The following is a 23,839-nucleotide window of genomic DNA, read 5'->3' as shown; positions in this document are numbered from 1 at the left end:
ACCCCCCTCCCCGCCCGGGTGTTCGCGCCCTACTTCGAGTCATGGACGGGCGAGAGCCCCGCGGCCCTCAGCGCACAGTCCGGCGCCAAGCACCTGACGATGGCGTTCCTCCAGACCGCGGCGAAGGGCTCCTGCACCGCCTACTGGAACGGCGACACCTCGCTGCCCGTCGACCAGAAGTCCTTCGGCGCCGACATCAAGACGATCCAGGGACGCGGCGGCGACGTCATCCCGTCCTTCGGCGGCTACACCGCGGACACCACCGGCACCGAGATCGCCGACAGCTGCACCGATGTCGACCAGATCGCCGCCGTGTACCAGAAGGTCATCACGACCTACGACATCCCCCGCCTCGACATGGACATCGAGGTCGACTCGCTGGACAACGCCGCCGGTATCGACCGCCGGAACAAAGCGATCAAGAAGGTCCAGGACTGGGCCGCGGCCTCCGGGCGCAAGCTGGAGATCTCGTACACCCTGCCGACGACCACCCGCGGCCTCGCCTCCAGCGGTCTCGCCGTACTCAAGAACGCCGTGAGCAACGGCGCACGCGTCGACGTCGCGAACCTCATGACGTTCGACTACTACGACAACGCCTCCCACGACATGGCGCAGGACACCAAGACCGCCGCCCAGGGGCTGTACGACCAGCTCGCCAAGCTGTACCCGGCCAAGAGCCCGGCGCAGCTCTGGGGCATGATCGGCGTCACCGAGATGCCCGGCGTCGACGACTTCGGCCCGGCCGAGACCTTCACGCTCGCCAACGCCAGGGAGGTCTACGACTGGGCGGTCGCCAAGGGGATCAACATGATCTCCTTCTGGGCGCTCCAGCGTGACAACGGCGGCTGCCCCGGCGGCGCCGCGGCGGACAACTGCTCCGGCATCGAGCAGAACACCTGGGACTTCACTCGCATCTTCGCCCCCTTCACCAGCGGCGACACCGCGCCAGGCGATGACTTCTCGCTGACCGCGAGTCCCGCCGCCGCGACGGTCAAGGCGGGCGGCTCGGCCAGCGCCACGGTGAAGACCGCGGTGAGCGCGGGCACCGCCCAGAGGGTCGACCTCACGGTCAGCGGCGCCCCCAAGGGCGTCACCGCCTCCATCAGCCCCTCCTCGGTGACCGCGGGCGGCAGCGCGACGCTGACGGTCGACACGACCGCGGATGCCGTCAACGGTACGTACTCCATCGTCGTCACCGGCGCCGGCGCGAAGGCCGCCCACTCGGCCACGTACTCCCTGACGATCACCGGCGGCAACGGCAACCAGTGCACGGCGGCACCCTGGGCCTCGGGCACCGTCTACACCGGCGGCCAGCAGGTCTCGCACAAGGGCCACAACTGGAAGGCCAAGTGGTGGACGACGGGCGAGGAGCCCGGCACCACCGGCCAGTGGGGCGTCTGGCAGGACCTCGGCGCCTGCTGAGCCCGCTCGCCGGGCCGGAGTTGAGGACGCACCCGGCCTCCGTACGCCAACGCACGCACGTACGCGGGATCACCTGATCGAAACCGCCGGGATGTGCGTTAATGGGGCTGGCGGATCTCCATGGGTCCGACCGGACGAGCGAACGAGTTCAATGATCACACCGTGTGGAACAACCAGACCGGCGGGGTCCGTGCGCTGCTGTGCCTCGGCTACCACGGCACGAACTGCACCGTCACGATCCCCGCAGGCCAGGCGTTCCACGGATCACTCACGCCGTACAACTCGATCAAGCTGATTCCCTGACCGGGTTCGGCCGAGAGCAAAGCGACCAGTTCCGGAGTTGCCCATGACCACCGCACGTGACCTCGCGATCGTCGCCCTGGACGTGGCGGCCGACAAACCGGTGGAGCCGGGCACCCTGTCGCTGGTCCTCGCGGGCGCCGAGGTCCTCGACCTCATCGCGGCCAGGGCCCTCACCCTGGACGGCGACCGCATCGTGCCGGGCGCCTCGTCCCCCACGGGCGACCGCCTGGTGGACGAGGCGGCCTCGGCGCTCGTCGGGCAGGAGCCGTACGAGACGGTCGAGGACTGGCTGTGGCGCCGTGGCCGCGGACTGGCCTCGGCCTACACCGAGGACCTGGAGCGGATCGGCCTGACCGCACGGCCGCGGGGCCGCCGGATCCCGCTGCGGACCGGGCGGGCGGAACTGGTGGACTCCGCCGCCCGGCGCGAGGCGCGAGAGCGCTGGGCGGCGGATGAGCCCCGGCTCGCCGCGCTGGCCGCCGCCGCGGGGCTCCGCGAGGAACCGGCACCGGCCGAGGAACTCACCGAGGAAGCGGTCACTGTGCTGGCCGCGGTCGGGAACGCGGTGCAGGAACTGGAAGCCGTACGGCAGCGGAAGGCCATCGAGGACGCCGCGTTCGACAACGTCTGGCGCGGCTACTGAGCGCGGGGGCCGACCAGGCGGTTCAGCAGGGGCTGCCGCGCCTACAGTTCACCGGCACCGGCGAACGCCTCGGCCAGCCGACGCCACTCGGTGCGCGGCAGCCCCGTACCGCCCTCTTCGGCAGTGAGGACCTGGAGCGCCACGTGATCGGCCCCCGCGTCGAGGTACTCCCGCGTACGGGACCGGATGCGCTCGGTGTCGCCCAGGGCGAAGAGCGCGTCGAGGAGACGGTCGCTGCCGCCGCCCTCGAAGTCGCTCTCCGCGAAGCCCAGGCGCAGCAGATTGCCGGTGTAGTTGGGCAGTTGCAGGTACCCCCGCAACATGTCCCGCGCGGTGGTGCGGGCCCGGTCGAGGTCGGTGTCGAGCACGACGGTCAACTCCGGCGCGAGCAGCGCGTCGGGGCCGAGCGCCTCGCGCGCCTCGGCGGTGTGCTCGACGGTGACGAGATACGGGTGTGCGCCCAGCGCCCGATCGGCCGCGAGCCTCAGCATCTTCGGGCCGAGCGCCGCGAGGACGCGAGCCCCCGGCTCCACGGGCGGGTCGGCGGCGTCCAGCGCGTCGAGGTACGCCACCATCGCGCTGTACGGCTTGCTGTACTGCGGCACCATGGGCCCGTGGCTGACGCCGAGGCCGAGGACGAAGCGTCCGCGCGCGCTCGCTTCGATGTCCGCGATGCGTGCCGCCACGTCTTCCGCGGTGTGGTCCCAGATGCTGAGGATGCCGGTGGCCACGGTGACCGTACGGGTGGCGGCGACGACGGCCGCGGCGTCCTCGGGGGAGGGGCTGCCGCCGATCCAGAGCGTGCCGTAGCCCAGCTCATCGAGTTCGGCGACGGCTTCCGCGATCTCCTTCTTGCCCGCGTCGTCCGCCCGGGACGCGTGCAGGGCGCTGCTCCAGATGCCGATGCGACCGAAGGCGCTGTGTGTCTCAGAGGTCATGGTGAGATCAACCGCGCTCCGCCCGCCCTATTCCCGAACGTCCCGGAATCCACGAACCTTCACCCATTTCCCCTACATCGGTCTGTCGAGCTGTTCAACTGCCTGCCGTGCCATGGGGGTGGGTCCGGGCAGAGGCGGGTTCGAGGCGGATGATGATGCCCTTCGATGTGGGCTGGTTGCTGATGTCGGCGACGCTGTCCAGTGGCACCAGGACGTTCGTCTCCGGGTAGTAGGCGGCGGCCGAGCCCTTGGCGGCGGGGTACGGCACGACGGTGAAGTTCTCGGCCCGGCGCTCGGTGCCGTCCGCTCCGACACTCACCAGGTCGACACGGTCGTCCTGGGCGAGGCCGAGTTCGGTCAGGTCGGCCTGGTTGACGAGCACGACGTGACGGCTGCCGTGGATGCCCCGGTAGCGGTCGTTGTTGGTGTACGGGACGGTGTTCCACTGGTCGTGCGAGCGCAGCGTCTGCAACAGCAGGTGACCCTTCGGCGCCCGGGGAACCACGCGCTCGTTGCAGGTGAACAGGGCCTTGTCGGCCTTGGTGTTGAACACACCCTCATTGACCGGGTTGGGCAACTGGAAGCCCCCGGGGCGGGACACCCGCGCGTTGAACTCGTGGAAGCCCGGCACGACACGGGAGATGCGGTCGCGGATGGTGCCGTAGTCACCCTCGAAACTGGCCCAGGGGATGTCCGGCTCGCCGCCCAGGGTGCGTTGGGCGAGGCGGCACAGGATGGCGATCTCGCTGAGCAGCATCAGCGAGGCGGGTTCCAGGCGGCCCTGCGAGGTGTGCACCTCGCTCATGGAGTTCTCGACGGTGACGAACTGCTCGCCGTCGGCCTGCACGTCACGCTCGGTGCGCCCCAGGGTGGGCAGGATCAGCGCGGTGTCACCGCAGACGGTGTGCGAGCGATTGAGCTTGGTGGAGATGTGCGCGGTCAGCCGGCACGAGCGCATCGCCTCCTCGGTGACCTCGCTGTCGGGAGCGGCCCGCACGAAGTTTCCGGCCAGGGCGAGGAAGACCTTGACACGGCCCTCGCGCATCGCCTTGATCGAGTCCACCGAGTCGAGGCCGTGCGGGCGCGGCGGATCGAAACCGAACTCCTTTTGCAGCGCGTCGAGGAAGGTGTCCGGCATCTGCTCCCAGATGCCCATGGTCCGATCACCCTGGACGTTGCTGTGGCCGCGCACCGGGCAGGCGCCGGTACCGGCGCGCCCCAGATTGCCGCGCAGCATCAGGAAGTTGACGATCTCGCGGATGGTGGGCACGCCGTGCTTGTGCTGGGTGATGCCCATCGCCCAGCAGACGATGACACGTTCACTGCCCAGGACCTCGTCGCGTACCTTCTCGATCTCCTCGCGGGTCAGTCCGGTCGCCGCGCCGACGTCGTCCCAGTCGGTGGTGCGGACGTGCTGGGCGAACTCCTCGAAGCCGCTGGTGTGGGCGTCGATGAAGTCGTGGTCCAGGACGGTGCCGGGCCGGGCGTCCTCCGCCTCGATCAGCAGGCGGTTCAGTGCCTGGAACAGGGCCAGGTCGCCGCCGGGCTTGATGTGCAGGAAGCGGTCGGCGATCTGGGTGCCGCGCCCGAGGACCCCGCGCGGTGTCTGCGGGTTCTTGAAGCGCCGCAGCCCGGCCTCCGGCAGCGGGTTGACCGCCACGATCCGGGCACCGTTGCGCTTGGCCTGTTCCAGGGCGGTGAGCTGGCGGGGGTGGTTGGTCCCCGGGTTCTGCCCGACCAGGAAGATCAGGTCGGCGTGGTGGAGGTCGTCGAGGCTGACGGTGCCCTTGCCGGTGCCCAGGGTCTCGCTCAGGGCGAAGCCGCTGGACTCGTGGCACATGTTGCTGCAATCGGGCAGGTTGTTGGTGCCGAAGGCGCGGGCGAAGAGCTGCAAAATGAACGCGGCCTCGTTGCTGGCACGGCCGGAGGTGTAGAAGACGGCCTCGTCGGGGGAGGCCAGCGCCTTCAGCTCCTGCGCGATGACGCCGATCGCGTCGTTCCAGTCGATCGGCTCGTAGTGCTCGGAGCCGGGACGCAGAATCATCGGCTCGGTGAGCCGCCCCTGCTGGTTGAGCCACATGTCGGAGCGGGCAGCGAGGTCGGAGACGCTGTGCTCACGGAAGAAGTCAGCGGTGACGCGGCGCGTCGTGGCCTCGTCGTTGATGTGCTTGGCACCGTTCTCGCAGTACTCGTTGCGATGGCGCTGTCCCGGCGCCGGGTCCGCCCACGCGCACCCGGGGCAGTCGATCCCGCCCACCTGGTTCATGGTCAGCAGGTCCACCCCGGCCTTCTTCGGGGAGGTCTGCTCCAGGGAGTACTCCAGCGCGTGCACGACCGCGGGGACTCCGGCGGCCCACTTCTTCGGCGGGGTCACGGAGAGAGTGGTCTCCGGCTCCTCACCGGACGGGTTCTGCATCGGTTCGCCTTTCTCTTGCCGTGTACGCGCGTGCCGTGTACGTCCGTGCCCTGTGCGCATGCCGCTCAGCCGACGGGCCACTGGGCCACGCGGCTCCTGGGCGGTTCCGGGTGATCGTGCTGCACACGGCCGTTGCGGATGGTGCTGCGCCAGGCCCCGCCCTCCCGGCCGAGGCCCTCGATGAACCGCTTGAAAGCCATCAGCTCGCCGCGCACCAACCGGGCCCCCACACGGGCGGCCAGCCGGGCGGCCGGGGACGAACGGGTGAGGACTCCCGCGACTCCCCGCGGTTCCAGCAGCATCCGGACGGTGATCGCCGTACCGCCGGACTCCGTCGCCCTGAACTCGACCTCGCCCTCATGGGACGGGTGCTGCTCAAGACCGCGCCAGGCCAGATAGGCGTCGGGGTCCTGCTCCACGATCTCGACCGCGAAACGGTGGTGCAGCGGCCCCCAGCCGATGGTCCAGGCGGTCACCGTGGGCCTGAGCTGTTCGACGTCCCGCACCACGGACGAGAAGCGCGGGAAGGTCTTGAACTGCGTCCACTGGTTGTACGCCGTCCGCACCGGCACCGCGACCTCGACGGTCTCCTCGACATGCTGCTCCCGCAGCGGCCGACGGCGCCTGACACCATCGCCGTCCGTGCGTTTCCCCGGCGTGTCCGGCACGGCCCGCCGGGCGTCGTCTTCGTGCGCCATCGTGGTCTCTCCTCCGGTGAGGGCGCCGGACGTCCGGCGCCCGGCCTCCGCTCGCGCGCCGGGGCTTCCCCTCCGGTACCCACATCGTGCACTTCGAGTCACTCGGGGCGCGCATCGGCACGCCGCCGTGGGCTCCGGTGCGTGCGGGTCGCGGGGAATTCCGGGGAGCGAGCCGACCGGGGCCGGGACATACGTCACCGACCGCGCTCCAACCGGTGCCCGTGGGCCACACCAGCGGAGTCACCGTCGGCCACGACGGTCGGTCGTCTTCAGTCTCACCCCGTGCCTGGCCATCCGCCAGCCCTCCCGTCACGCACTGTGATCGCGCGGGCGCGTATCTCCATCAGCAATCCGCAGGAAGTCGGCCGCCGCCGTGTCAGCCGAAGGGATGACGTGAACCCCGCCAGTCGGTACCACGGGCTGACGTCCAGGCGGCGAGGGCGACAGAGCATGTGATCAGGTCAACGGCGTCACCGCATGCATGGCGCCGGTGGCTCCACCCCGGTCCTGCCCTGTCCCGCCCACGGCAAAGGGCGCGATCGGACCATCTTCGGAGGTCCGGGCGTCCGGGGTGACGAAACATGCGCGACGGCCCGCGGGAAAGGCGCCGGACACTTCGGGCGAAGCCCTGGTGAACGGCACGACATCCGCGCCCGTCCAGTCCCTCATCGCGTACGGAGTCCATCTTCACGTGGCTACATTCCTCTACCGCATCGGCCGCGGCGCCTTCCGTCGGCGCTGGCTGACGCTCTTCCTCTGGCTGATCGTGCTGGGCGTCACGGGCGCCGCCGCCGCAAGCAGCAGCGGCGGTGGCGACTCGAACGTCACCCTGCCCGGCATCGAGGCGCAGAAGGTCAATGACCTGCTCGGCGAGAAGTTCCCGGCCGCCAACGCCGACGGCGCGAGCGCCCGCGTCGTCGTGCGGGCCCCCGAAGGACAGAAGCTCGCCGACAGCAACCGGCGGTCCGAGATCGCCCTACTGGTCAAGGACCTCAAGGAATCCTCGCCGCGCGTCGCCTCGGTGGCCGACCCCTTCCAGGCCAAGTCGATCAGCGCGGACGGCGCCACCGGCTACGCCACGGTCACGTACAGCGCCAAGCCGGCCGACCTGACCGACTCCGACCACAAGCGCTTCGACCGGGCCCTCGACGACATCCGCGAGACGGGACTGATCGTCGAGGCCTCCGGCAGCGCACTGGCTCCGGAGGCGCACGCGTCCGCCGCCGAGGCGATCGGCTTCCTGATCGCCGTGGTCATCCTGGTCATCACCTTCGGTTCACTGGTGGCAGCCGGAATGCCCCTGCTCAGCGCGCTCCTGGGCGTCGGCATCACCATGGGCGCGATCACGGCGCTCACCGCCGCCCTCGATCTGAACAGCAGCACCTCGGCTCTGGCCACCATGCTGGGCCTCGCGGTGGGCATCGACTACGCCCTGTTCATCGTCTCGCGCTACCGCGCGGAGCGGGCAGCCGGACACGGCGCGCGCGACGCCGCGGCCCGGGCGAACGGCACCGCCGGGTCCGCCGTGGTCTTCGCGGGCCTGACCGTCGTCATCGCCCTCGTCGGCCTGGCCGTGGTCAACCTTCCGGTGCTCACGGCCATGGGCATGGCCGCCGCGGGTGCCGTCGTCGTCGCCGTCCTGCTGGCCGTCACCCTGGTCCCCGCGCTGCTCGCCTTCGCCCCCGAACGGGTCCTCGGCCGCACCGGCCGCAAGCAGGGGACCGGCGGACAGGACACCGCCAAGACGCCCGTGGCGGAGCGCTGGGCCCACTTCGTCCTGCGCCGCCCATGGAAGGTGCTCGTCGTCGCGGCACTCGGCCTCGCCGTGATCGCCCTGCCCGCGGCCAAACTGCAGCTGGGTCTGCCCGACGACAGCTCCAAGCCCACCACCACGACCGAGCGCAAGGCCTACGACATGCTGGCCGAATCCTTCGGCCCCGGCTTCAGCGGCCCGCTCACCCTCGTCGTCACCGACGACGGCAAGGCGGCGACCCAGAAGGCCGTCGGTGCGCTCACCGGGGCGGTCAAGGAGCTGAAGGACGTCGCCGTCGTCAGCCCGGCCGCGTACAACGCGGGCGGCGACACCGCGATGATCACCGTCGTGCCCAAGAGCGCGCCCGCGAGCGAGGCGACCGAAGACCTGGTCCACGACATCCGCGCCAAGGCCGAGGCCACGAGCGCCGCGACCGGCGCCGCGGCGATGGTGGGCGGTCTGACCGCGATGAACATCGACGTCGCCGCGAAGTTCGCCGACGCCGTGGCCCCGTACCTGGCGCTCATCGTCGGCCTGGCGATCCTGGTCCTGATCCTGGTCTTCCGCTCGATCCTGGTGCCGCTCAAGGCCGCGCTCGGGTTCCTGCTGTCGGTCCTCGCCTCGCTGGGCGCCCTCGTGGCGGTCTTCCAGTGGGGCTGGTTCAAGGATGTGCTCGGCCTGGAGACGACCGGTCCCATCATGAGCCTGATGCCGATCCTCATGGTCGGCATCGTCTTCGGCCTCGCCATGGACTACCAGGTCTTCCTCGTCACCCGTATCCGCGAGGCCTATGTCCACGGCGCCGGGCCGCGCCAGGCGATCATCGACGGGTTCCGGCACAGCGGCAAGGTCGTCATCGCCGCCGCGCTCATCATGACCGGCGTCTTCGCCGGGTTCATCGGAGGCGACGACGCCATGATCAAGGCCATGGGCTTCGGCCTGTCGGCCGCCGTGGTCTTCGACGCCTTCGTGGTCCGCATGACCATCGTCCCGGCCGCCCTCGCGCTGCTCGGCGACCGCGCCTGGTCCCTGCCGAGCTGGCTCGACCGCAGGCTGCCGCACGTCGACATCGAGGGGGAGAAGGTGGGGGCCACTGGGCCCGCCCCGTCATCCGCTGCCCCCGGTGACGGCGAACCGGAGTTCACCGGCGCCCCCTGACCGCGCGACGGCCGCGCCCCGCACCGAGGTGCGGGGCGCGGCGACGGCAACTCCGTGGAACTGGGTGGTCGACGGACGCCGCTGTTCGCGCGTCACCGGGGCCGCGGTGACCGTATGGCTGCCCGGCGGGTGCTACTCGGCCGGGCGCGTGCCGTAGTAGGGACGGATCGTACGGGCCAGCTTCCGCTGGACCGACCGGAGCAAGGTGATCGTCTCCTCGTCGCCGCGCCCCGTGGCCGTGGGCCAGTCGACGCCCGAACCCACGAGGTCGCTCACGAACACGATCTCGGTCGCCAGGAGGGCGCGGGCCCGGTTGACCGGGGTCAGTGGGGCATCCTCATCGAGCGCGCTCCGCAGACTGCCGCACTGGCTGAGAAGGTCCTGGCTGCCGGTGAATTCCATGCCGACGGCGAGTTGCTCACTGCGACGTGCTGGTCCATTCCATTCCAGGAGGGCCCGGCTCAGCATCCGGACCTCATCCCTCTCCAGCAGTTCGCTCGGCCTGGGAGCCTCTCGCGTCATGGGGACGCACCCTACTTTCTTGCTTCCAACCGATCGGGCGTTTCCGCAGCTCGCGGCAGACGACGTTACCGAAGCCGAAACGAGCGAGGCTCGTGCTTCCGCTGCCGCTGCCCGCTGCCTCGCTCGTCTGCGGCGTCACGAAAGTTTTCGGTCGCCTTGCGTGCGGCGCAATTTCACTGTGCGCAATGAGGACATGCCTGCAAGGGGTCTATGCCCGCATCCGGCCCGTTTCATGGAAGGGCTGATTCCGGCCCGTGTGTCGCAGATGTTCGAGGGCACCGCGGCCTGAACTGTGCGGATCGTGTGGCAACTTGTGTGCGCCTCGTGACCACTGGGGTCTGCGAGATCTGTCTTCCTGTGGGGGGAAGCCTTGACGCAACGCACCTTCGGTGCGCGTGTTTCGCGTGCCCGGAAGAGAACCAGCCTTGCCACCGCCGCGGCCCTGGCCGCCGGCGCGCTGACATTGTCCCTGCTGCCGACCACGGGCGCCCTCGCGGCGGACGAGCCGAGTTCGGCGTGGGGCAAGGAAGCCCCGAACTTCACGATGCCCGCGGTGAAGGTCGGCTCCAACGAACCGGCGACACCGCAGGCCGAGGCCAAACCGTCCGAAGAGGTCGCACGCTGGCGGGCGGCACAGAAGAAGCGCGCCGACACCGGTAAGACCAGAAGGACCGGCAAAACCGGCACCAGCAGCAAGACCGGCAGGACCGGCGAGGAATCCGGAAGCAGCGCCGACCGCACCGCGACACCCCTGGTCTACGTACCCGAGGGCCAGGGCAATGTCCCCTGGCACCGCATCAGCGACTTCGCCATCACCGACGCCCTGACGGCCCGTATCGACTACTCCACGGGCAATCTGATGCTGGCCGCGACGGACTTCTCCATCGCGGGCGTGGGCCAGCAGCTGACCCTGGCCCGCACCTACAACTCCCTGGACGCCCCGTACGGCAAGCTCTCCCAGCGCTGGTGGCAGCAGTACGAGCGCTACCTGCACATCTTCGACAACGAGGTGGTGCTGTACGACGCCTCCGGCGACACCGTCCGCTTCGACAAGGGCACGGACGGCTCCTTCAGCACGCCCAAGGGTTACTCCAAGGAGCTGAAGAAGAACGCCGACGGCACCTACACCGTCACCAACTGGAAGTCGCACACCAAGGACACCTATGACGCCAACGGCACCCTGACCAAGGTGACCGACAAGAACAAGGGCACCATCACCGTCACCCAGCACGACGAGGGCGCTGAGCACAAGGGTTTCAAGCTGACCGAGACCCGCTCGGGCCGCTGGATCGACCTGGTCAGGACGGACGCCTCGCAGTGGCAGGCGAAGGACAACTCCGGCCGTACGGCGGTCTTCGACCTGGACGCCGAGGGCAATCTGCACAGGACCACGGACGCCGAGGGCAAGCCCACCACCTTCGGCTACGACTCCTCCGGCCGCCTCACGAAGATCACCACGGCGGAGGGCCGCGTCACGGTCTTCACCTACGACAGCGCCAACCGCGTCACCTCGATGCTGCGCGCCACGGAGTTCAACGGCTCCGGCCACACCGGCCCGACCTGGACCTACTCCTACGACGCGGACTCACCCACGGCGGCGGGCACCACCACGGTCACGGACCCGGAGAAGCACGCGACGAAGTACAAGCACGACGGCGACGGCCAGGTCACGAACGTCACGGACGCCCTGGAGCGCAACCGGAAGACGTCTTTCGACGCGAACCACAACATCGACACCGCCACCGACGCGATGGGCACCGGCACGACCGGCGGCAACGTCACGGACTACAGATTCAACACGCGCAACAACCTGGAGGAGGTCAAGTCCCCGACCGGCGGCACGGGGCTGGCCAACTGGCAGACGGTCGCCGGTGGCGACGTCCCGAAGGACGCCACGAACGCCGACGGCGAGAAGACGACGTACAGCTACGACAGTGCGGGCAACACCAAGTCGGTGGCGCGGACGGGCACGGGCGGCGGCAGCGTCTCGTACACGTACAACCCGGCGACTCCCACCTGCAAGGGCTTCGAGGGCCAGCGCTGCACGGCGGAGACGAAGATGTCGTCGACGAAGACGGTGAAGACGTCCTTCACCTACGACGACAAGGGCAACCTCGCCAAGGTGACCCCGCCGAAGCCGCTGGGGGAGAGCACCTACACCTACGACAGCCTGGGCCGCACCGAGACCCTCACCGACGGGCGAGGCGTGAAGAAGGTCTTCACCTACGACAACCTGGACCGGATCAGAACGGTCTCGACCACCAACGATACGGTCCGCTACTTCTACGACGGCGACGGCAACCTCAGCCAGCGCACCGACTCCACCGGCACGACCAAGTACCAGTTCGATCCGCTCCAGCGCGAGACGGTCCGCACCTTGCAGGACGGTTCGCAGACGCTCCTCGCCTACACCCCGGCGGGCAACGTGGACTACTACCAGGACCCGGCAGGCAAGGTCGACTACACCTGGAATGAGGTCAACCGGCTCAAGGAGTTCAAGGACCCTCAGGGCAAGGTGACGTCGTACAAGTACAACCGCAACGACGCCCGGATCGAGACCGCCTACCCCGGCGGCACGGTCCAGACCGTCGACATCGACAAGGCGGGCCGCCCGGAGAAGATCACGGCGAAGTCCGCCAAGGGCGGCACCCTGGTCGATCTGGCCTACACCTACGGCTACGGCACGGACGCCAAGACCGACGGCGACAAGATCCGCACCACGACCGACGCGGTGGCGGGCACGAAGACGACCTACACCTACGACGGCGCGGGCCGGTTCTCCTACGCGGCCGAGAACAAGGGGTCCGCGCTCAACTCCTCCTGGCAGTACTGCTACGACCTGGCGGGCAACCTGACCAGCCAGGGCACGGCGCAGGGCTGCCCGCGCGGCACGACGTACACCGTCAACGACGCCCAGCAGATCACCTCGAAGAACGGCTCGTCGACGAACTGGTCGTACGACGCCGAGGGCCACGAGACGGCGGGCGCGTCGACGCCGGAGGGCACCCGGACGGGCGAGAAGTGGTCGGATCACAGCCAGCTGACCTCCCTGACGGTGGGCGGCAGGACGTATGAGGGCCAGTACGGCTCGACCGACCAGAGCGAGCGCATCAAGCTCGGCGACACCTGGTTCCACAACGGCCCGCTCGGCCTGTCGGCCACCTCGACCGCCGGAGTGGACACCAGCTTCAACCGTGAACCCGGGGGCACACTCAATTCCATGACCCGGGACGGGAAGACGTACTTCTACCTCACCGACGCGATCGGCTCCGTCGTGGCGCTCACGGACGAGTCCGGCACGAAGGTGAACGCGTACGCCTACAGCCCCCGCGGTGTCGCCCGCGCGACAGCCGGCGAGAAGGTCCCGCAGCCCTACCGGTTCGCGGGCGGCTACCAGGACCCGACGGGCCTGTACCACTACTCGGCCCGCTACTACGACCCCAACATCGGCCGCTTCACCAGCCCCGACCCCTCGGGCCAGGAGCAGAACCCCTACCTCTACGCAGAGGGCGACCCGGTCAACCGGATCGACCCGAGCGGGTTGATCACGGGCTCCATCTCGGGCGAGGTCTGCTTCGGGGTCTGCATCGGTGTGGGCGGCAAGACGGACGGCGAGGAAGCCAAGCCCACGCTCAGCCTGGGATTCGGTACGCCGGGCGTGAGCGGAGGCCTGTCCGCCGATACCGGTGACATGGACAGCGGCGGGTCGATCGGGGTCTCGTGCGGTGTCGGACCCGGCAGCGTCACCGCCTCGACGGACGGCAAGAGCGTGGACGCCGGAGTGGAGACCGGCGGAAGTACCGGGAAGTGCTCGGGAACGGCCGAGTACACCTTCTAGACATCCATACATCCAGATAACGACGGCGCAACAACGCCCGGCAGGAGACGCAGTGAGAGTAGCGGTGGGAGTGTTCGTGGCCGTCTTCGGCCTGTGCTTCGCGATATTCGCGAACCGGCTGAGCAGGGGAAGCGCCGCGAGTTCCAAGGAAATCTTCGGTACGTCGGGCGGCTCGGCCATGCGCCGCTACAACCGTGGCGCATTCACTGTGATCGGAAGCCTCTTGGCCGTCTTCGGCATCGCGTATGCCGCGGGACTGGTCGGCTCGTAGGGCGGCGGCGGGAAGCAGCACCGCTGGCACACCAGAACGCAATGGCCCGGCCGGAGTGTGCTCGGAGTGCGCTCGGAGAGCACTTCGGCCGGGCTCCACGGAAGGAGAGAGGCGTGAACCAGGACTCGTCGGTCGAACTGGCCAAGATGTGGGCGTCAAGCGGAGGTGCGACGATTTTCGTCATCGTCTTCATCGTCTTCGCGATCATCCTCGTGACGCTGCTGATGCGGAGCAGGAACCGGCGATGAAGGCTCCGCCGGACGACGCGGGAGGCCCGCCTCTCAGCAGCTGAGAGGCGGGCCCCCACCGAACGGTGCCCAGGCAGAGCCCCGTTCGTCCCCCGCTCGTCCCCCGTTGGCCGCTCGGGCGGTGCTTCTCCCCGTTGCGCCGCTCAAGCGTGATCATCAAACGACGTCCACGCGGTCCGGGGCAACACTCCGGGCCGCGAGGCCCGTGCTCGTTTCACGACATGAAAGAGGACACCCGCTGCTTCCGCTCAGCGGAACGGGCAGGTCCGGTCAACCGGTGCGGGGCGCCGGGCAGGTGCAGTCGGGCTTGAAGACAAGCATCAGGAACCGGGCGCCGGGCGACCCGAGCGGCATCGCCGCGCACATCGTCAGGTCTCCGATCTCGGAGCGCGCGTGCCGCTCGCAGCACCGGTCCAGGTGTACGTGCTGATCCGTGTCGACCGCGCCCGAGAAGGTGTAGCGCAGCTTGCGGACATCGCCGTTCGGATGGATCTGCGCGAGGGTGTTCTCCCTGTAGACGGGGCCGACCACGGGGTCCGCGTCGGCTTCTTCGTCGAGCCTTTGCAGCTCGACGCTCTTGGGGTAGCGCGCCACGGCGTTGCGGAGCTGCGCGGCGAGCGGAATGAGCCACTCGGCCTCCCAGTTGACCATGTGGTGCTCGCGTGCCGACTCCGTCAGCAGCATGTAGCGCATGATGTTCTGTTCCGGGACCGCGGGCTGCGCGTTCTGGGCACGGGGGAACATCCGGACGAAGTCGTCGTTGTAGGCGACGAGATTCCAGTCGACGTCGGTGATGTAACAGGGCTGCCCCTTGACGCGGACGATGGCCTCCCGCCAGGCCGCGGGAACGTTTCTCCCTGCCATCGGGTCCTGCGAGTGCGGCGGTTCGTGCCCGAGCGAGTAGACGTAGAGCGCGATCCGCTCCCGCTCATTGAGCCGCAGGACGAGCGCGACCCGATCGAGGAAGTCCGTACTCGGGGAGGCCATGTCCCCGCGCTCCAACTGGGCGTAGGTCCGCTCCGAGACCTCAAGGAGCTGCGCGACCCGCGCCTGGGACAGCCCCGGTGCCCGCCGCCCGCGCCCGCTGGGTGCGGGCAGGCCCAGACTCGTGGGGTTCAGCTGCTCCCGCTTCCAGCGCAGCAGCTGGCGCAGTGCCATCCTGTGGTCCACCGGTTCTCCTTCCGCAGCAGGGGCCGCGTCCGAGCGGCGTTCACATCTGTTCCGGGCGTCGGCCGGATGCCGGTTCGAAGAGCAGGATGAAGAACCGTGCGCCGGGGGAGCCCAGCGGCGTGGCGGCGCACATGGTCACGTCGCCCAGCTGGGACGGAGCGTGGCGGTCGCAGCAGCGGTCCGGGGGGTCCTGCTCCTGCGGCGGGCCGCTCCAGGGATAGCGCATCCTGCGCGTATCGCCGTTGGGGTGGACATAGGCGACATGGTTGGCCCGGTAGATGGGGCCGGAGACCGGGTCGGCGCTGATGTCGCGGTCCAGTTCCTCCAGATCCGTGTTGCCGGGGTGCTGGGCCACCGCGTTGCGCAACTGGGCCGTGAGGGGCACCGCCCACTCGCTCTTCCAGTTCACCAGGTGATGCTCCCGCGCGGCCTCGTCGAGGAGCATGTAGCGCATGAGGTTGCGCTCGGGTATGGCCGCGGCGGCGTCCGGCGCACGCGGGAACATGCGGACGAAGGCGTCGTTGCACGCCAGCACGTTCCAGGCGACGTCGTTCACATAGCAGGGCTGGCTGACGACCTGCCGTACGGCCCGCTGCCAGGCCGCCGGTATGTTCTCCCCGGCCAGCGGGTCCTGCGGGTGGGGTGGTTCGTGTCCCAGGGAGTAGACGTACAGGGCGATTCTCTCGCGTTCCTTCAGCCGCAGGACCTCCGCCACCCGGTCGAGGAACTCCGCTGCGGGAGAGGGCATCTCACCGCGCTCCAGCTGGGCGTAGGTGCGCTCGGAGACATAGAGGAGCTGCGCGACCTGAGCCTGCGAAAGACCCGTGGCACGACGGCCCCGTCCGGTGGGCGGCCGCAGGCCCACGGCCACCGGGTCGAGTTCCTTGCGTTTCCACTGCAACAGCTGGCGCAGAGCCGCCCTGTTGTCCACTGCTCCACCTTTCGCACGGGAAGCGGCCGCGTTCGGTGACGACACTCTTGCGGCCGTGGGGGACGCCGCGCGGCAGGTAGTTGAACACGCACGGAACGTATTCGATCGATCAGCCTACAGTCACCCGCTGACAAGCCGTCGACCGGTGCCGCCCCGGCCGTCGCACCGGCGGCGACGCGGGCACCGGTCGCGTAGGTGCGCGTCTCATGACAGACGGGATGTACGCCACATCGGGACCATGAGCGGGCGGCACTCGGCCACAATGCGTCCATGGACCTCCCAACTCAATTGACGCCCCTGCCCGGCACCGACGACCTGCACGTGTGGGCACCCGAAGCCACCGGGCTGTGGGGCTACGCCAACTGCCTCTGGATCATCTCCGGCGACGACGCGGCGCTGATCGACACTCCTTACGACGGGCCGATGACCAAGGCGATGATCGCCGCCGCCGGGCCCGCGCTGGGGGACCGCGTGGTGCGGACGGTGGTCAACACGCACGCCAACGGCGACCACAGCTTCGGCAACCACCTCTTCCCCGAAGCGGAGATCATCTCCACCGAGGCGGGCCTCCTCCACCAGCACCGCGAACCCACACCGAACGACATGCACGCGCTCGTGCACGACTCCGCGGCCGACAGCCCGATGGGCTGGTACATGCGCCGCCACTTCGGCGCGTTCGACTTCACGACGGCCCGGGTGACGGCGCCGACCCGCACCTTCTCCGGAGAGCACGCCTTCGAGGTCGGGGACCGGACGGTCCAGTTGTACGAGGTGGGACCGGCGCACCACCACAGCGACCTCATAGCGCGCGTCGGTGACGTGGTCTGCACCGGGGACATCTTCTTCCACGGCGACCATCCGCCCCACTGGGCGGGCCCGCTCCAGAACATCATCGACGCGTGCGAGCTCGCCCTGAGCTTCGACCCGCGCATCGTCATCCCCGGCCACGGCCGGCCGACGAACCGGGCGGGCCTGGAGCAGAACGTCGAGTACCTGGGAGCCGTCCAGCGCGAGATCCGCGCCCGCTTCGAAGCGGAGCTGACCCTGGAGGACGCCATGGACGACCTCATGGAGAGCAAGTTCTACCCGCACTTCGGCATGCCCGAACGGCTCCTGATCGTCATGGGGCTCGAATACGCCCACCTGCGAGGGGCGCCCGACTCGCCCCCCATGCTGGATCTGTCGGGCCGGGCCGCGGCCTGGTCCTTCGCGCGGCACACATCCGAGTCCTACGCGCCGGTGGGCACCTGAACCGGCAGCGCCCGCGGCCGACAGCTCCCTGACCGCYGGTCAAGGGAGTGTCGGCCCMGGGCCCTGCGGCCCCGGGACACGCCGCTCAGCCCACAGGCTCTCAGTGGCCCATGCCGCCGCCGCCATCGACCGGAATGACGGCTCCGGTGATGTAACTGGCTCCGGGGGAGGCGAGGAAGGCGATGGCCGAGGCGATCTCCTCGGGGCGGGCCAGGCGGCCCAGCGGTATCTGCCGCACCATGGCCTCCCGCTGCTCGTCGGAGAGGGTCTCGATCATCTTCGTCTCGGTGAGGCCGGGGGCCACGACGTTGAAGGTGATGTTGCGGGAACCGAGTTCACGCGCCATGGACCGCGCGAAGCCCACCAGACCGGCCTTGGACGCGGCGTAGTTGGCCTGACCGCTCTCCCCGCGCAGCCCCACCGCCGAGGAGACCAGGACGACGCGCCCGGACTTGGCCCGCAGCATCCCCTTGCTCGCCCGCTTGACCACACGGAACGTCCCCGTGAGGTTGGTGTCGAGAACGGACGCGAAGTCCTCCTCGGTCATACGCATCAGCAGCTGGTCCTTGGTGATACCGGCGGAGCACACCAGAACCTCCACCGGCCCATGGGCGTCCTCGACCTCCTTGAAGGCGGCCTCGACCTGGCTGGTGTCGGTGATGTCGCAGCGGATGCCCAGCAGCCCCTCGGGGGGTTCGCCCGAGCGGTAGGTGACGGCGACCTTGTCGCCCGCCGCTTGCAGGGCGCGGGCAGTGGCCAGGCCGATGCCGCGGCTTCCACCGGTGATCAGAACAGAGCGGGTCACGAAGAGCCCTTCCTCATTCAGGTGTGGGGGTTGATGTCACTGAAGAGGCTAGCGAGCGGAGGCGGGCATCGCGGCGCGGGTCAGGTGCTTGCTGACGGCGGCCGCCGTGTCCATCACGGCGCCGACGAAGCGGTTGCGGACGGAAAGGCTGCGCAATTGGCTGTGCGCCGCGATCAGGCTGACCGAGCCGGCGACCGTCGACCCGCGCCAGACCGGCGCCGCGATGGCGTCCCAGCCCGTGAGCGGAGAGGGGCCCAGGGCATACCCGTCCCCGCGGATCTGGGCCAGTTGGGGCCGGGCGGCGGTGACATCACCGAGGCAGGCCAATATGGCCCACCCCGGGGGATCCGCCTCCAGCGGCGCGCGCCACAGGTTCTGCTGCGACGCCGGAGATGCGGCGTGCAGCTGGCGGGCATGAGCCCCCAGAGCCTGCTCGGCGAGGATGCGCATCGACTTGCCGATCAGCAGCGGCGCGAACGCCAGCGCGATCTGCCCGGTGCGTGACTGTAGGGTGATCAGTTCGGCACGAACCGTGGCCGACCCGGCACCGGTCGGCGGCCCGGACAGCTCCGAAGGGGAGTGGGAGAAGAGATGTGTTGCCTCGGCCAGCGAGTAGTGGCCGCGCGGCCCTTGCCGCTCCACGGCCCCCTCACTGATCAGCGCCTGGATGTAGCGGTAGGCGGTGGGCGCGGGCAGGTCCGCCCGGGCGGCCACGGACGCCAGAGGGTGGGCTCCCGGGCCGAGCCCTCGCAGGGCCCGGAGCACCGCCAGCGTACGACTCACCGAGCCGCCGTTGCGCTCTGTGGGCGTGTCGGTTTCTGGCCTGGCGGCAGCAGTGTGCAACATCGCGAATTCCCCCTCGCGGTCGGGGATCGCCGCGTCTCCCACAACGCGGTCAGATCCGAGCGGCCATTGTCCCTACGGCCCCAGGCGCCTCACCAGGATCACCTTTTTCCTGTCGCTGATTTTCAGGAAAGTGCGCTTCCGGAAATTGGCCGCCCGCGCCCCGCCAAGTCCCGGCCCGGGCGGGTGTGACCGATGGACAACAAGGCGGCACTGCGTCAGCTCCTGCGGTGGAAGCGGCGCCAGCTGGACCCCTCGGCCTTCGGCCTGCCCGCGCGGACCGGTCGCGGCAGCAGCCTGCGCGGCCTCTCCCAGGCGCAGGTCGCCCAGCTCCTCTACGTCTCCGAGCGGACCTACGCCCAACTTGAGCGCGGCGTCATGCCCTCACCCGCCCCGGACTTCCTCGACCAGGTCTGCCAAGTCCTGGACCTGAGAGAACGGGAGAGAATCGCGCTCTACGTGTACGCCCTGGGCCATGAGCCGCCGCACCCCAGTAACCCACTGGCCGGCACGGACGTACACCCCGCGTGGACCACCGCGGTCGAGGCCATCAAGGGCCAGCCGTGCTACGTGAACGACGTCGCGTGGAACATCCTGGCCTGCAACGACGACTTCATCCGCATGTTCCCCCGCCGCCGCGGGGCCGGACCGCCCGCCACGCTCCCGGAGCGCAACCTCATGCGCTACATGCTGTTGTGCGAGGAGGCGCGGGAACACCAGATGATCAACTGGGCCACACAGTGGGCCATACCCCTCGCCGCGCAGCTGCGCACCGCGGTGGCAGCCAACCCGGACAACGCCGACCTCCAGCGGCTGGATCAGGAGGTGGACGCCGACCCGGTGGTGAGACCGATCTACCGCGCCACCCACGTGGCGTACGTACACCCCAACGGCGATACGCGGCGCGCCCGTTACACCGGCTACGGCCTCACGGGCGACAAGGACCTGGACCACTGCTGCGACCAGCACGAGCCCTCCACGGCGGGCGACATCACCATGTGCACCTCCACGCCGCTGGGTTCGCCCGGCGCGCGCTTCACGATGCTGGTCTTCAAACCCGATCCCGTACCGTGAGGACCGGCCGCCGACAGGACCTGCGATGCGGCGAGTCCCGTCCGCACACCCGCATTCCACTGGTTGAAATCAGGACGGCTCAGGCATTGCGCCGCTTCGAGCCGCCGTTGTTTGATACGTCCACCTTGGACGCCGAACCCCGGAGGGGTGTGCGTGTCCGAGCCACCGAACCGGCCGCCCCCGGCCGATCCCACGTTCGGGCCGGGGTGCCGCCTCCCACGGAGGGCGGCACCCCATAAGCGGTTCGTGGACGTCGGTCGCCGGTCCGGACGGAGCGAGCGACATGACCGCGCGAGTCGTCATGGCAAGGGATGAAGCGATGACATTGCGGGCCGATGTGGCCGCGCTGCTGGTGGCGGGCGGCATCTGCGATGTGGACGTCGATGATGCCGTCGCGGACGAGCACGTGCGCTCGGCGGCGTACAAACGCGTTGTCGCGGCGGTTTCCTCCTCGCCGAGCCGCGGCCAGGACCGCACCATCGTGGCCATGATCCTGCGGGACCCCATCGAGATCGTGTCCAAGACAGCGGTGGTCGACCTCGTGGACAGCGTCGCGATCAGGGCGTCCGGCCCCGGCGAGTTCCGGCGGTGGTCGGCCGGACTGCTGCCGGAGATCGAGCGGCTCCAAGCGGAGGGGAACCGCGAGTTCATTCGCCGCCGTATCCACGACTGGTCGTTCCACCTGTCCATCAAGGACGGGCACGAGCCCACGTCGGCCGAGCTGGCGCGGGTCACGGACTGGATGCAGCGCCTTCTCGCCGAGACATCGACGTCGTCGGCGGTGCTCGCCCTGCTCGCCGAGTCGGGCAACCGGAAGAAGACCCGCAACGTCGCGAAGAACCGAGCCGGATCGTCGGCGGTCTGACGCCGGGGAGGGACGGGGAGCCGTCACAATGCGGTGGACATGCTGATCGCGGTGGTCATACCGTCGTCCGGTCCCCGCCTTCACACGTTCGAAGAGGTGCATTTGATGACGGTCCAGGCAGGCGCGGCCCACTTCCGTCGGCCGCCCGCTCATGCCGTTCCGACCTCTTCCGACCGAAGGAATCCTTACCGTGGACCTGCCACGTAGCTTCACCATCCGCGAGACAAGCCACCGCATCTGCAACCCGTTGACCAGCGAGAAGCTGGCCGTTCTCGGGCGGGCCATCAGCCCGGCGGCGGGCACCCGCGTACTCGACCTCGCCTCGGGCAAGGGCGAGATGCTGTGCACCTGGGCACAGGACCACGGTGTGACCGGCACCGGGGTGGACATCAGCACCGTCTTCGTCGACGCCGCCCGCGCCCGCGCCGCGGAACTGGGCGTGGCCGACCGGGTCGGCTTCGTGCACGGGGACGCGTCGGGCCATGTGGCCGACGAGCCGGCCTCCATCGCCGCCTGCGTCGGCGCCACCTGGATCGGCGATGGTGTGCCGGGCACCGTCGACCTCCTGCGGCGCAGTCTCGCACCCGGCGGCATGATGCTGATCGGCGAACCGTACTGGCGCCGTGAGCCCGCGGACCAGGCCACCGTCGAGGGCTGTCACATGGCCCGCGAGGACGACTTGCTCCCGCTGCCCGAGCTGCTCGAACACTTTCGGGACCTGGGCTGTGACGTCGTCGAGATGGTCCTCGCCGACCAGGACAGCTGGGACCGGTACGCCGCGGCCCAGTGGCTCAACATCCGCCGCTGGCTGGACGCCAATCCCGACGACGAGCTCGCCGGGGAGATGCGTGCGGAACTCACCGCGGCACCTGTCCAGCACGTCAGGTATCAGCGCGAGTACCTCGGGTGGGGCGTCTTCGTCCTGATGGACCGCTGACACCCCAGTTGGCTCAGAATCTACGGTCCGCGCGGGCGGCGCGCCTGACGGAGGGGCGGAACGTGCGTTACGTATACGCGGAAGGCCACCCCTTCGCGCAAGCCCCCGTGAGAGCGGTTCAGGTTGTCGCGGGTGGACGAACCCCATTTACCACCCGGCCACGTTCGAGGGGTCGGGATCGCGACGAACTCAGCCGTGAGGGCAACTGGGAGCACGAAGCGGAACGTTCAGCCCCGCAAGCGTGGTTAGCATGGCGCGAAGTGCGGTCCGGAAGATCGCCGTCCCCTTCGGTGCCGCCTTCCGGAGGCGCGAACGACGGCCGATGCCATCGACCGGCCCTGCTCTCCTCTCCTGCCTTCGAAGATCGAGGAACCGCTGAATGTCAGTGCCTTCTCCTCCCCACCCACGGCGCTCGGCGACAGCGGGCGGCCGTATGTGGGCCGCCCCTGTCGGCGCCTTAGTGGTGACCGGCGCGGCCGGGGCCGCCGCGGTCGCCGCGGCGCCCGCCGACGCCCGCGGCTGGACGGCCGCCGCGCTCGCCGGCGGATGGCTGTGTCTGGCTGTCTCCCTGGTCATCGGCACCGCGGCCTTGGGGCGGGCCCGTCGCTCCGCCGCGACCGGACACGCCGAAGCCGCCGCTTCGCAGGCCGAAGTGGGCCGCCGGAGCGCCGAATCCGCGCACTTCACGAACGTCACCCTGCCCCTGCTCGTCAAGCTGCTGCGCGACGGCCTGAGCGCGGGGGAGGCCCTCGCGGACACCGTGCCCCCCTCGGACCCTCAACTCAGGCGCGTCGTGCACACGTTCGCCGCGGTGTTGGAGGAAGCGGTACGGCGGACGGGCGACGTCGAGGAGCAGCGCGACCGCGTGCGGGAGCAGATGGGGGAGACGCACAAGGAGTTCGACCTCCTGACGCAGGTGACTCTGCCCGCCGCGATCGGGCAGTTGCGTGACGGTGCCTCCGCGGACACCGTCCTCGCCGGGCTCCAGTGGCCGCGGTACCCTCTGCTGCGCGAGCCCGTTCAGACCCTCGTGCGGGAGCTCGCCCGCAGCGAGCGCCGCGCCGCCGCCGCTCAGGCCGCCTCCGCCAAGGCGCTGAGCCGGGTCCAGGCCAAGACGGTCGGCATGCTCGCCGACCTGCGCGAGCTTCAGGAGAGGCACGGCGGCGAGGTCTTCGGCGACCTGCTCAGGCTCGATCACAGCACCTCCCAGCTCGGTCTGCTGACCGACCGGCTCGCGCTGCTCATGGGCGGCAGGCCCAGCCGCGCGTGGAACAAGCCGATCGTGATGGAGAGCATCCTGCGCGGTGCCGTCGGCCGCATCTCCGCCTACCAGCGGGTGCGGCTGCACTGCTCGACGACGGTGGCGATCGCGGGCTTCGCCGCCGAGAGTGTCATGCACCTGTTGTCCGAACTGATGGACAACGCGGCGAACTTCTCCCCGCCCATCGACGAGGTGCACGTCTATGTGGAGGAGCGCAGCGCCGGGCTCGTCGTGACGATCGAGGACAGTGGCCTGAAGATGGCCGAAGCAGCGATGCGCCGGGCCGAGGAGTCCGTATCCGGACAGGAGATCGACCTCGCCTCGCTGCAAGGCACGCGCCTCGGCCTCGCCGTGGTCGGACGCCTGTCCGCCAAGTACGGCATGAGCGTGAACTACCGTCCGTCCTCACGCGGCGGCACGGGCGTGGTGGTTCTCCTGCCACCGCGTCTGCTGGCCCAGCAGCGCGAGCCCGCCGTGCGGCAGCCGGTGCAC

20 protein-coding genes are annotated in these 23,839 nt (G+C 69.6%); 12 read left to right on the top strand and 8 right to left on the bottom strand.

The features are described from left to right. From AB8Z36_RS03840 to AB8Z36_RS03830, 3 genes are all read left to right on the top strand, one after another. On the top strand, positions 1–1,422 hold a 1,422-nt coding region (locus AB8Z36_RS03840; protein WP_369211723.1), incomplete at its 5' end, for a glycosyl hydrolase family 18 protein. Between the two features lie 162 nt (positions 1,423–1,584). Further along, on the top strand, positions 1,585–1,725 hold the full coding sequence (locus tag AB8Z36_RS03835; protein ID WP_369211722.1) for a hypothetical protein: 141 nt from the start codon (positions 1,585–1,587) through the stop codon (positions 1,723–1,725). A gap of 43 nt (positions 1,726–1,768) precedes the next feature. Further along, a complete protein-coding gene (locus tag AB8Z36_RS03830) occupies positions 1,769–2,368 on the top strand; it encodes a GOLPH3/VPS74 family protein (protein WP_369211721.1) in 600 nt (199 codons plus the stop codon). 41 nt (positions 2,369–2,409) lie between these two features. Here AB8Z36_RS03830 and AB8Z36_RS03825 read toward each other — a convergent pair whose 3' ends face one another. From AB8Z36_RS03825 to AB8Z36_RS03815, 3 genes are all read right to left on the bottom strand, one after another. Next, complete coding sequence (locus AB8Z36_RS03825; RefSeq protein WP_369211720.1) at positions 2,410–3,306, bottom strand: LLM class F420-dependent oxidoreductase; 897 nt, start codon at positions 3,304–3,306, stop codon at positions 2,410–2,412. A 94-nt stretch (positions 3,307–3,400) separates the two neighbouring features. After that, on the bottom strand, positions 3,401–5,722 hold the full coding sequence (locus AB8Z36_RS03820; RefSeq protein WP_369211719.1) for an FdhF/YdeP family oxidoreductase: 2,322 nt from the start codon (positions 5,720–5,722) through the stop codon (positions 3,401–3,403). A gap of 65 nt (positions 5,723–5,787) precedes the next feature. Beyond that, entirely contained in the window at positions 5,788–6,420 is a 633-nt protein-coding gene (locus AB8Z36_RS03815) for an SRPBCC family protein (RefSeq protein WP_369211718.1), read from the bottom strand. Positions 6,421–7,111: 691 nt separating this feature from the next. Between AB8Z36_RS03815 and AB8Z36_RS03810 the strand changes: the two genes are divergently transcribed. Further along, complete coding sequence (locus AB8Z36_RS03810; protein WP_369211717.1) at positions 7,112–9,331, top strand: MMPL family transporter; 2,220 nt, start codon at positions 7,112–7,114, stop codon at positions 9,329–9,331. Positions 9,332–9,463: 132 nt separating this feature from the next. On the opposite strand, the gene AB8Z36_RS03805 is transcribed toward AB8Z36_RS03810, so the two are convergent. Then, positions 9,464–9,853, bottom strand: a complete 390-nt coding sequence (locus AB8Z36_RS03805; protein WP_369211716.1) for a hypothetical protein — start codon at positions 9,851–9,853, stop codon at positions 9,464–9,466. Positions 9,854–10,397: 544 nt separating this feature from the next. Here AB8Z36_RS03805 and AB8Z36_RS03800 point away from each other — a divergent pair. The 3 genes from AB8Z36_RS03800 (at position 10,398) to AB8Z36_RS03790 (ending at position 14,210) form a co-directional block, all read left to right on the top strand. Next, complete coding sequence (locus tag AB8Z36_RS03800) at positions 10,398–13,691, top strand: RHS repeat-associated core domain-containing protein (protein WP_369211725.1); 3,294 nt, start codon at positions 10,398–10,400, stop codon at positions 13,689–13,691. Between the two features lie 76 nt (positions 13,692–13,767). Further along, positions 13,768–13,962, top strand: a complete 195-nt coding sequence (locus AB8Z36_RS03795) for a hypothetical protein (RefSeq protein ID WP_369211715.1) — start codon at positions 13,768–13,770, stop codon at positions 13,960–13,962. A 113-nt stretch (positions 13,963–14,075) separates the two neighbouring features. Next, positions 14,076–14,210, top strand: a complete 135-nt coding sequence (locus tag AB8Z36_RS03790) for a hypothetical protein (protein WP_369211714.1) — start codon at positions 14,076–14,078, stop codon at positions 14,208–14,210. Positions 14,211–14,480: 270 nt separating this feature from the next. Here AB8Z36_RS03790 and AB8Z36_RS03785 read toward each other — a convergent pair whose 3' ends face one another. Continuing rightward, a complete protein-coding gene (locus AB8Z36_RS03785) occupies positions 14,481–15,380 on the bottom strand; it encodes a helix-turn-helix domain-containing protein (protein WP_369211713.1) in 900 nt (299 codons plus the stop codon). Between the two features lie 40 nt (positions 15,381–15,420). After that, complete coding sequence (locus tag AB8Z36_RS03780; RefSeq protein WP_369211712.1) at positions 15,421–16,311, bottom strand: helix-turn-helix transcriptional regulator; 891 nt, start codon at positions 16,309–16,311, stop codon at positions 15,421–15,423. Between the two features lie 270 nt (positions 16,312–16,581). Here AB8Z36_RS03780 and AB8Z36_RS03775 point away from each other — a divergent pair, with 270 nt between their 5' ends. Next, positions 16,582–17,562, top strand: coding sequence for an MBL fold metallo-hydrolase (locus AB8Z36_RS03775; protein ID WP_369211711.1), 981 nt, complete (start codon positions 16,582–16,584; stop codon positions 17,560–17,562). Positions 17,563–17,662: 100 nt separating this feature from the next. Here AB8Z36_RS03775 and AB8Z36_RS03770 read toward each other — a convergent pair whose 3' ends face one another. Both AB8Z36_RS03770 and AB8Z36_RS03765 read right to left on the bottom strand, forming a co-directional pair. Then, positions 17,663–18,367 carry a beta-ketoacyl-ACP reductase gene (locus tag AB8Z36_RS03770; protein WP_369211710.1) on the bottom strand — a complete coding sequence of 235 codons (705 nt, stop codon included), beginning with the start codon at positions 18,365–18,367 and terminating at the stop codon, positions 17,663–17,665. Between the two features lie 48 nt (positions 18,368–18,415). Beyond that, positions 18,416–19,213 carry a helix-turn-helix domain-containing protein gene (locus AB8Z36_RS03765; protein ID WP_369211724.1) on the bottom strand — a complete coding sequence of 266 codons (798 nt, stop codon included), beginning with the start codon at positions 19,211–19,213 and terminating at the stop codon, positions 18,416–18,418. Between the two features lie 192 nt (positions 19,214–19,405). Between AB8Z36_RS03765 and AB8Z36_RS03760 the strand changes: the two genes are divergently transcribed. From AB8Z36_RS03760 to AB8Z36_RS03745, 4 genes are all read left to right on the top strand, one after another. Next, a complete protein-coding gene (locus AB8Z36_RS03760; RefSeq protein WP_369211709.1) occupies positions 19,406–20,284 on the top strand; it encodes a helix-turn-helix domain-containing protein in 879 nt (292 codons plus the stop codon). A gap of 319 nt (positions 20,285–20,603) precedes the next feature. After that, positions 20,604–21,149, top strand: coding sequence for a hypothetical protein (locus tag AB8Z36_RS03755; RefSeq protein ID WP_369211708.1), 546 nt, complete (start codon positions 20,604–20,606; stop codon positions 21,147–21,149). Between the two features lie 190 nt (positions 21,150–21,339). Further along, positions 21,340–22,086, top strand: coding sequence for an SAM-dependent methyltransferase (locus AB8Z36_RS03750; protein ID WP_369211707.1), 747 nt, complete (start codon positions 21,340–21,342; stop codon positions 22,084–22,086). Positions 22,087–22,519: 433 nt separating this feature from the next. After that, positions 22,520–23,839: ATP-binding protein (locus AB8Z36_RS03745; RefSeq protein ID WP_369211706.1), on the top strand; the 1,320-nt coding region annotated here is incomplete at its 3' end.

This window comes from Streptomyces flavofungini (genome assembly GCF_041028215.1).
In the GTDB taxonomy this organism is placed as follows: Bacteria; Actinomycetota; Actinomycetes; order Streptomycetales; family Streptomycetaceae; genus Streptomyces; species Streptomyces flavofungini_B.
Note: the sequence above shows the minus strand (reverse complement) of the source record. Positions and strands in the feature narration are given on the sequence as shown.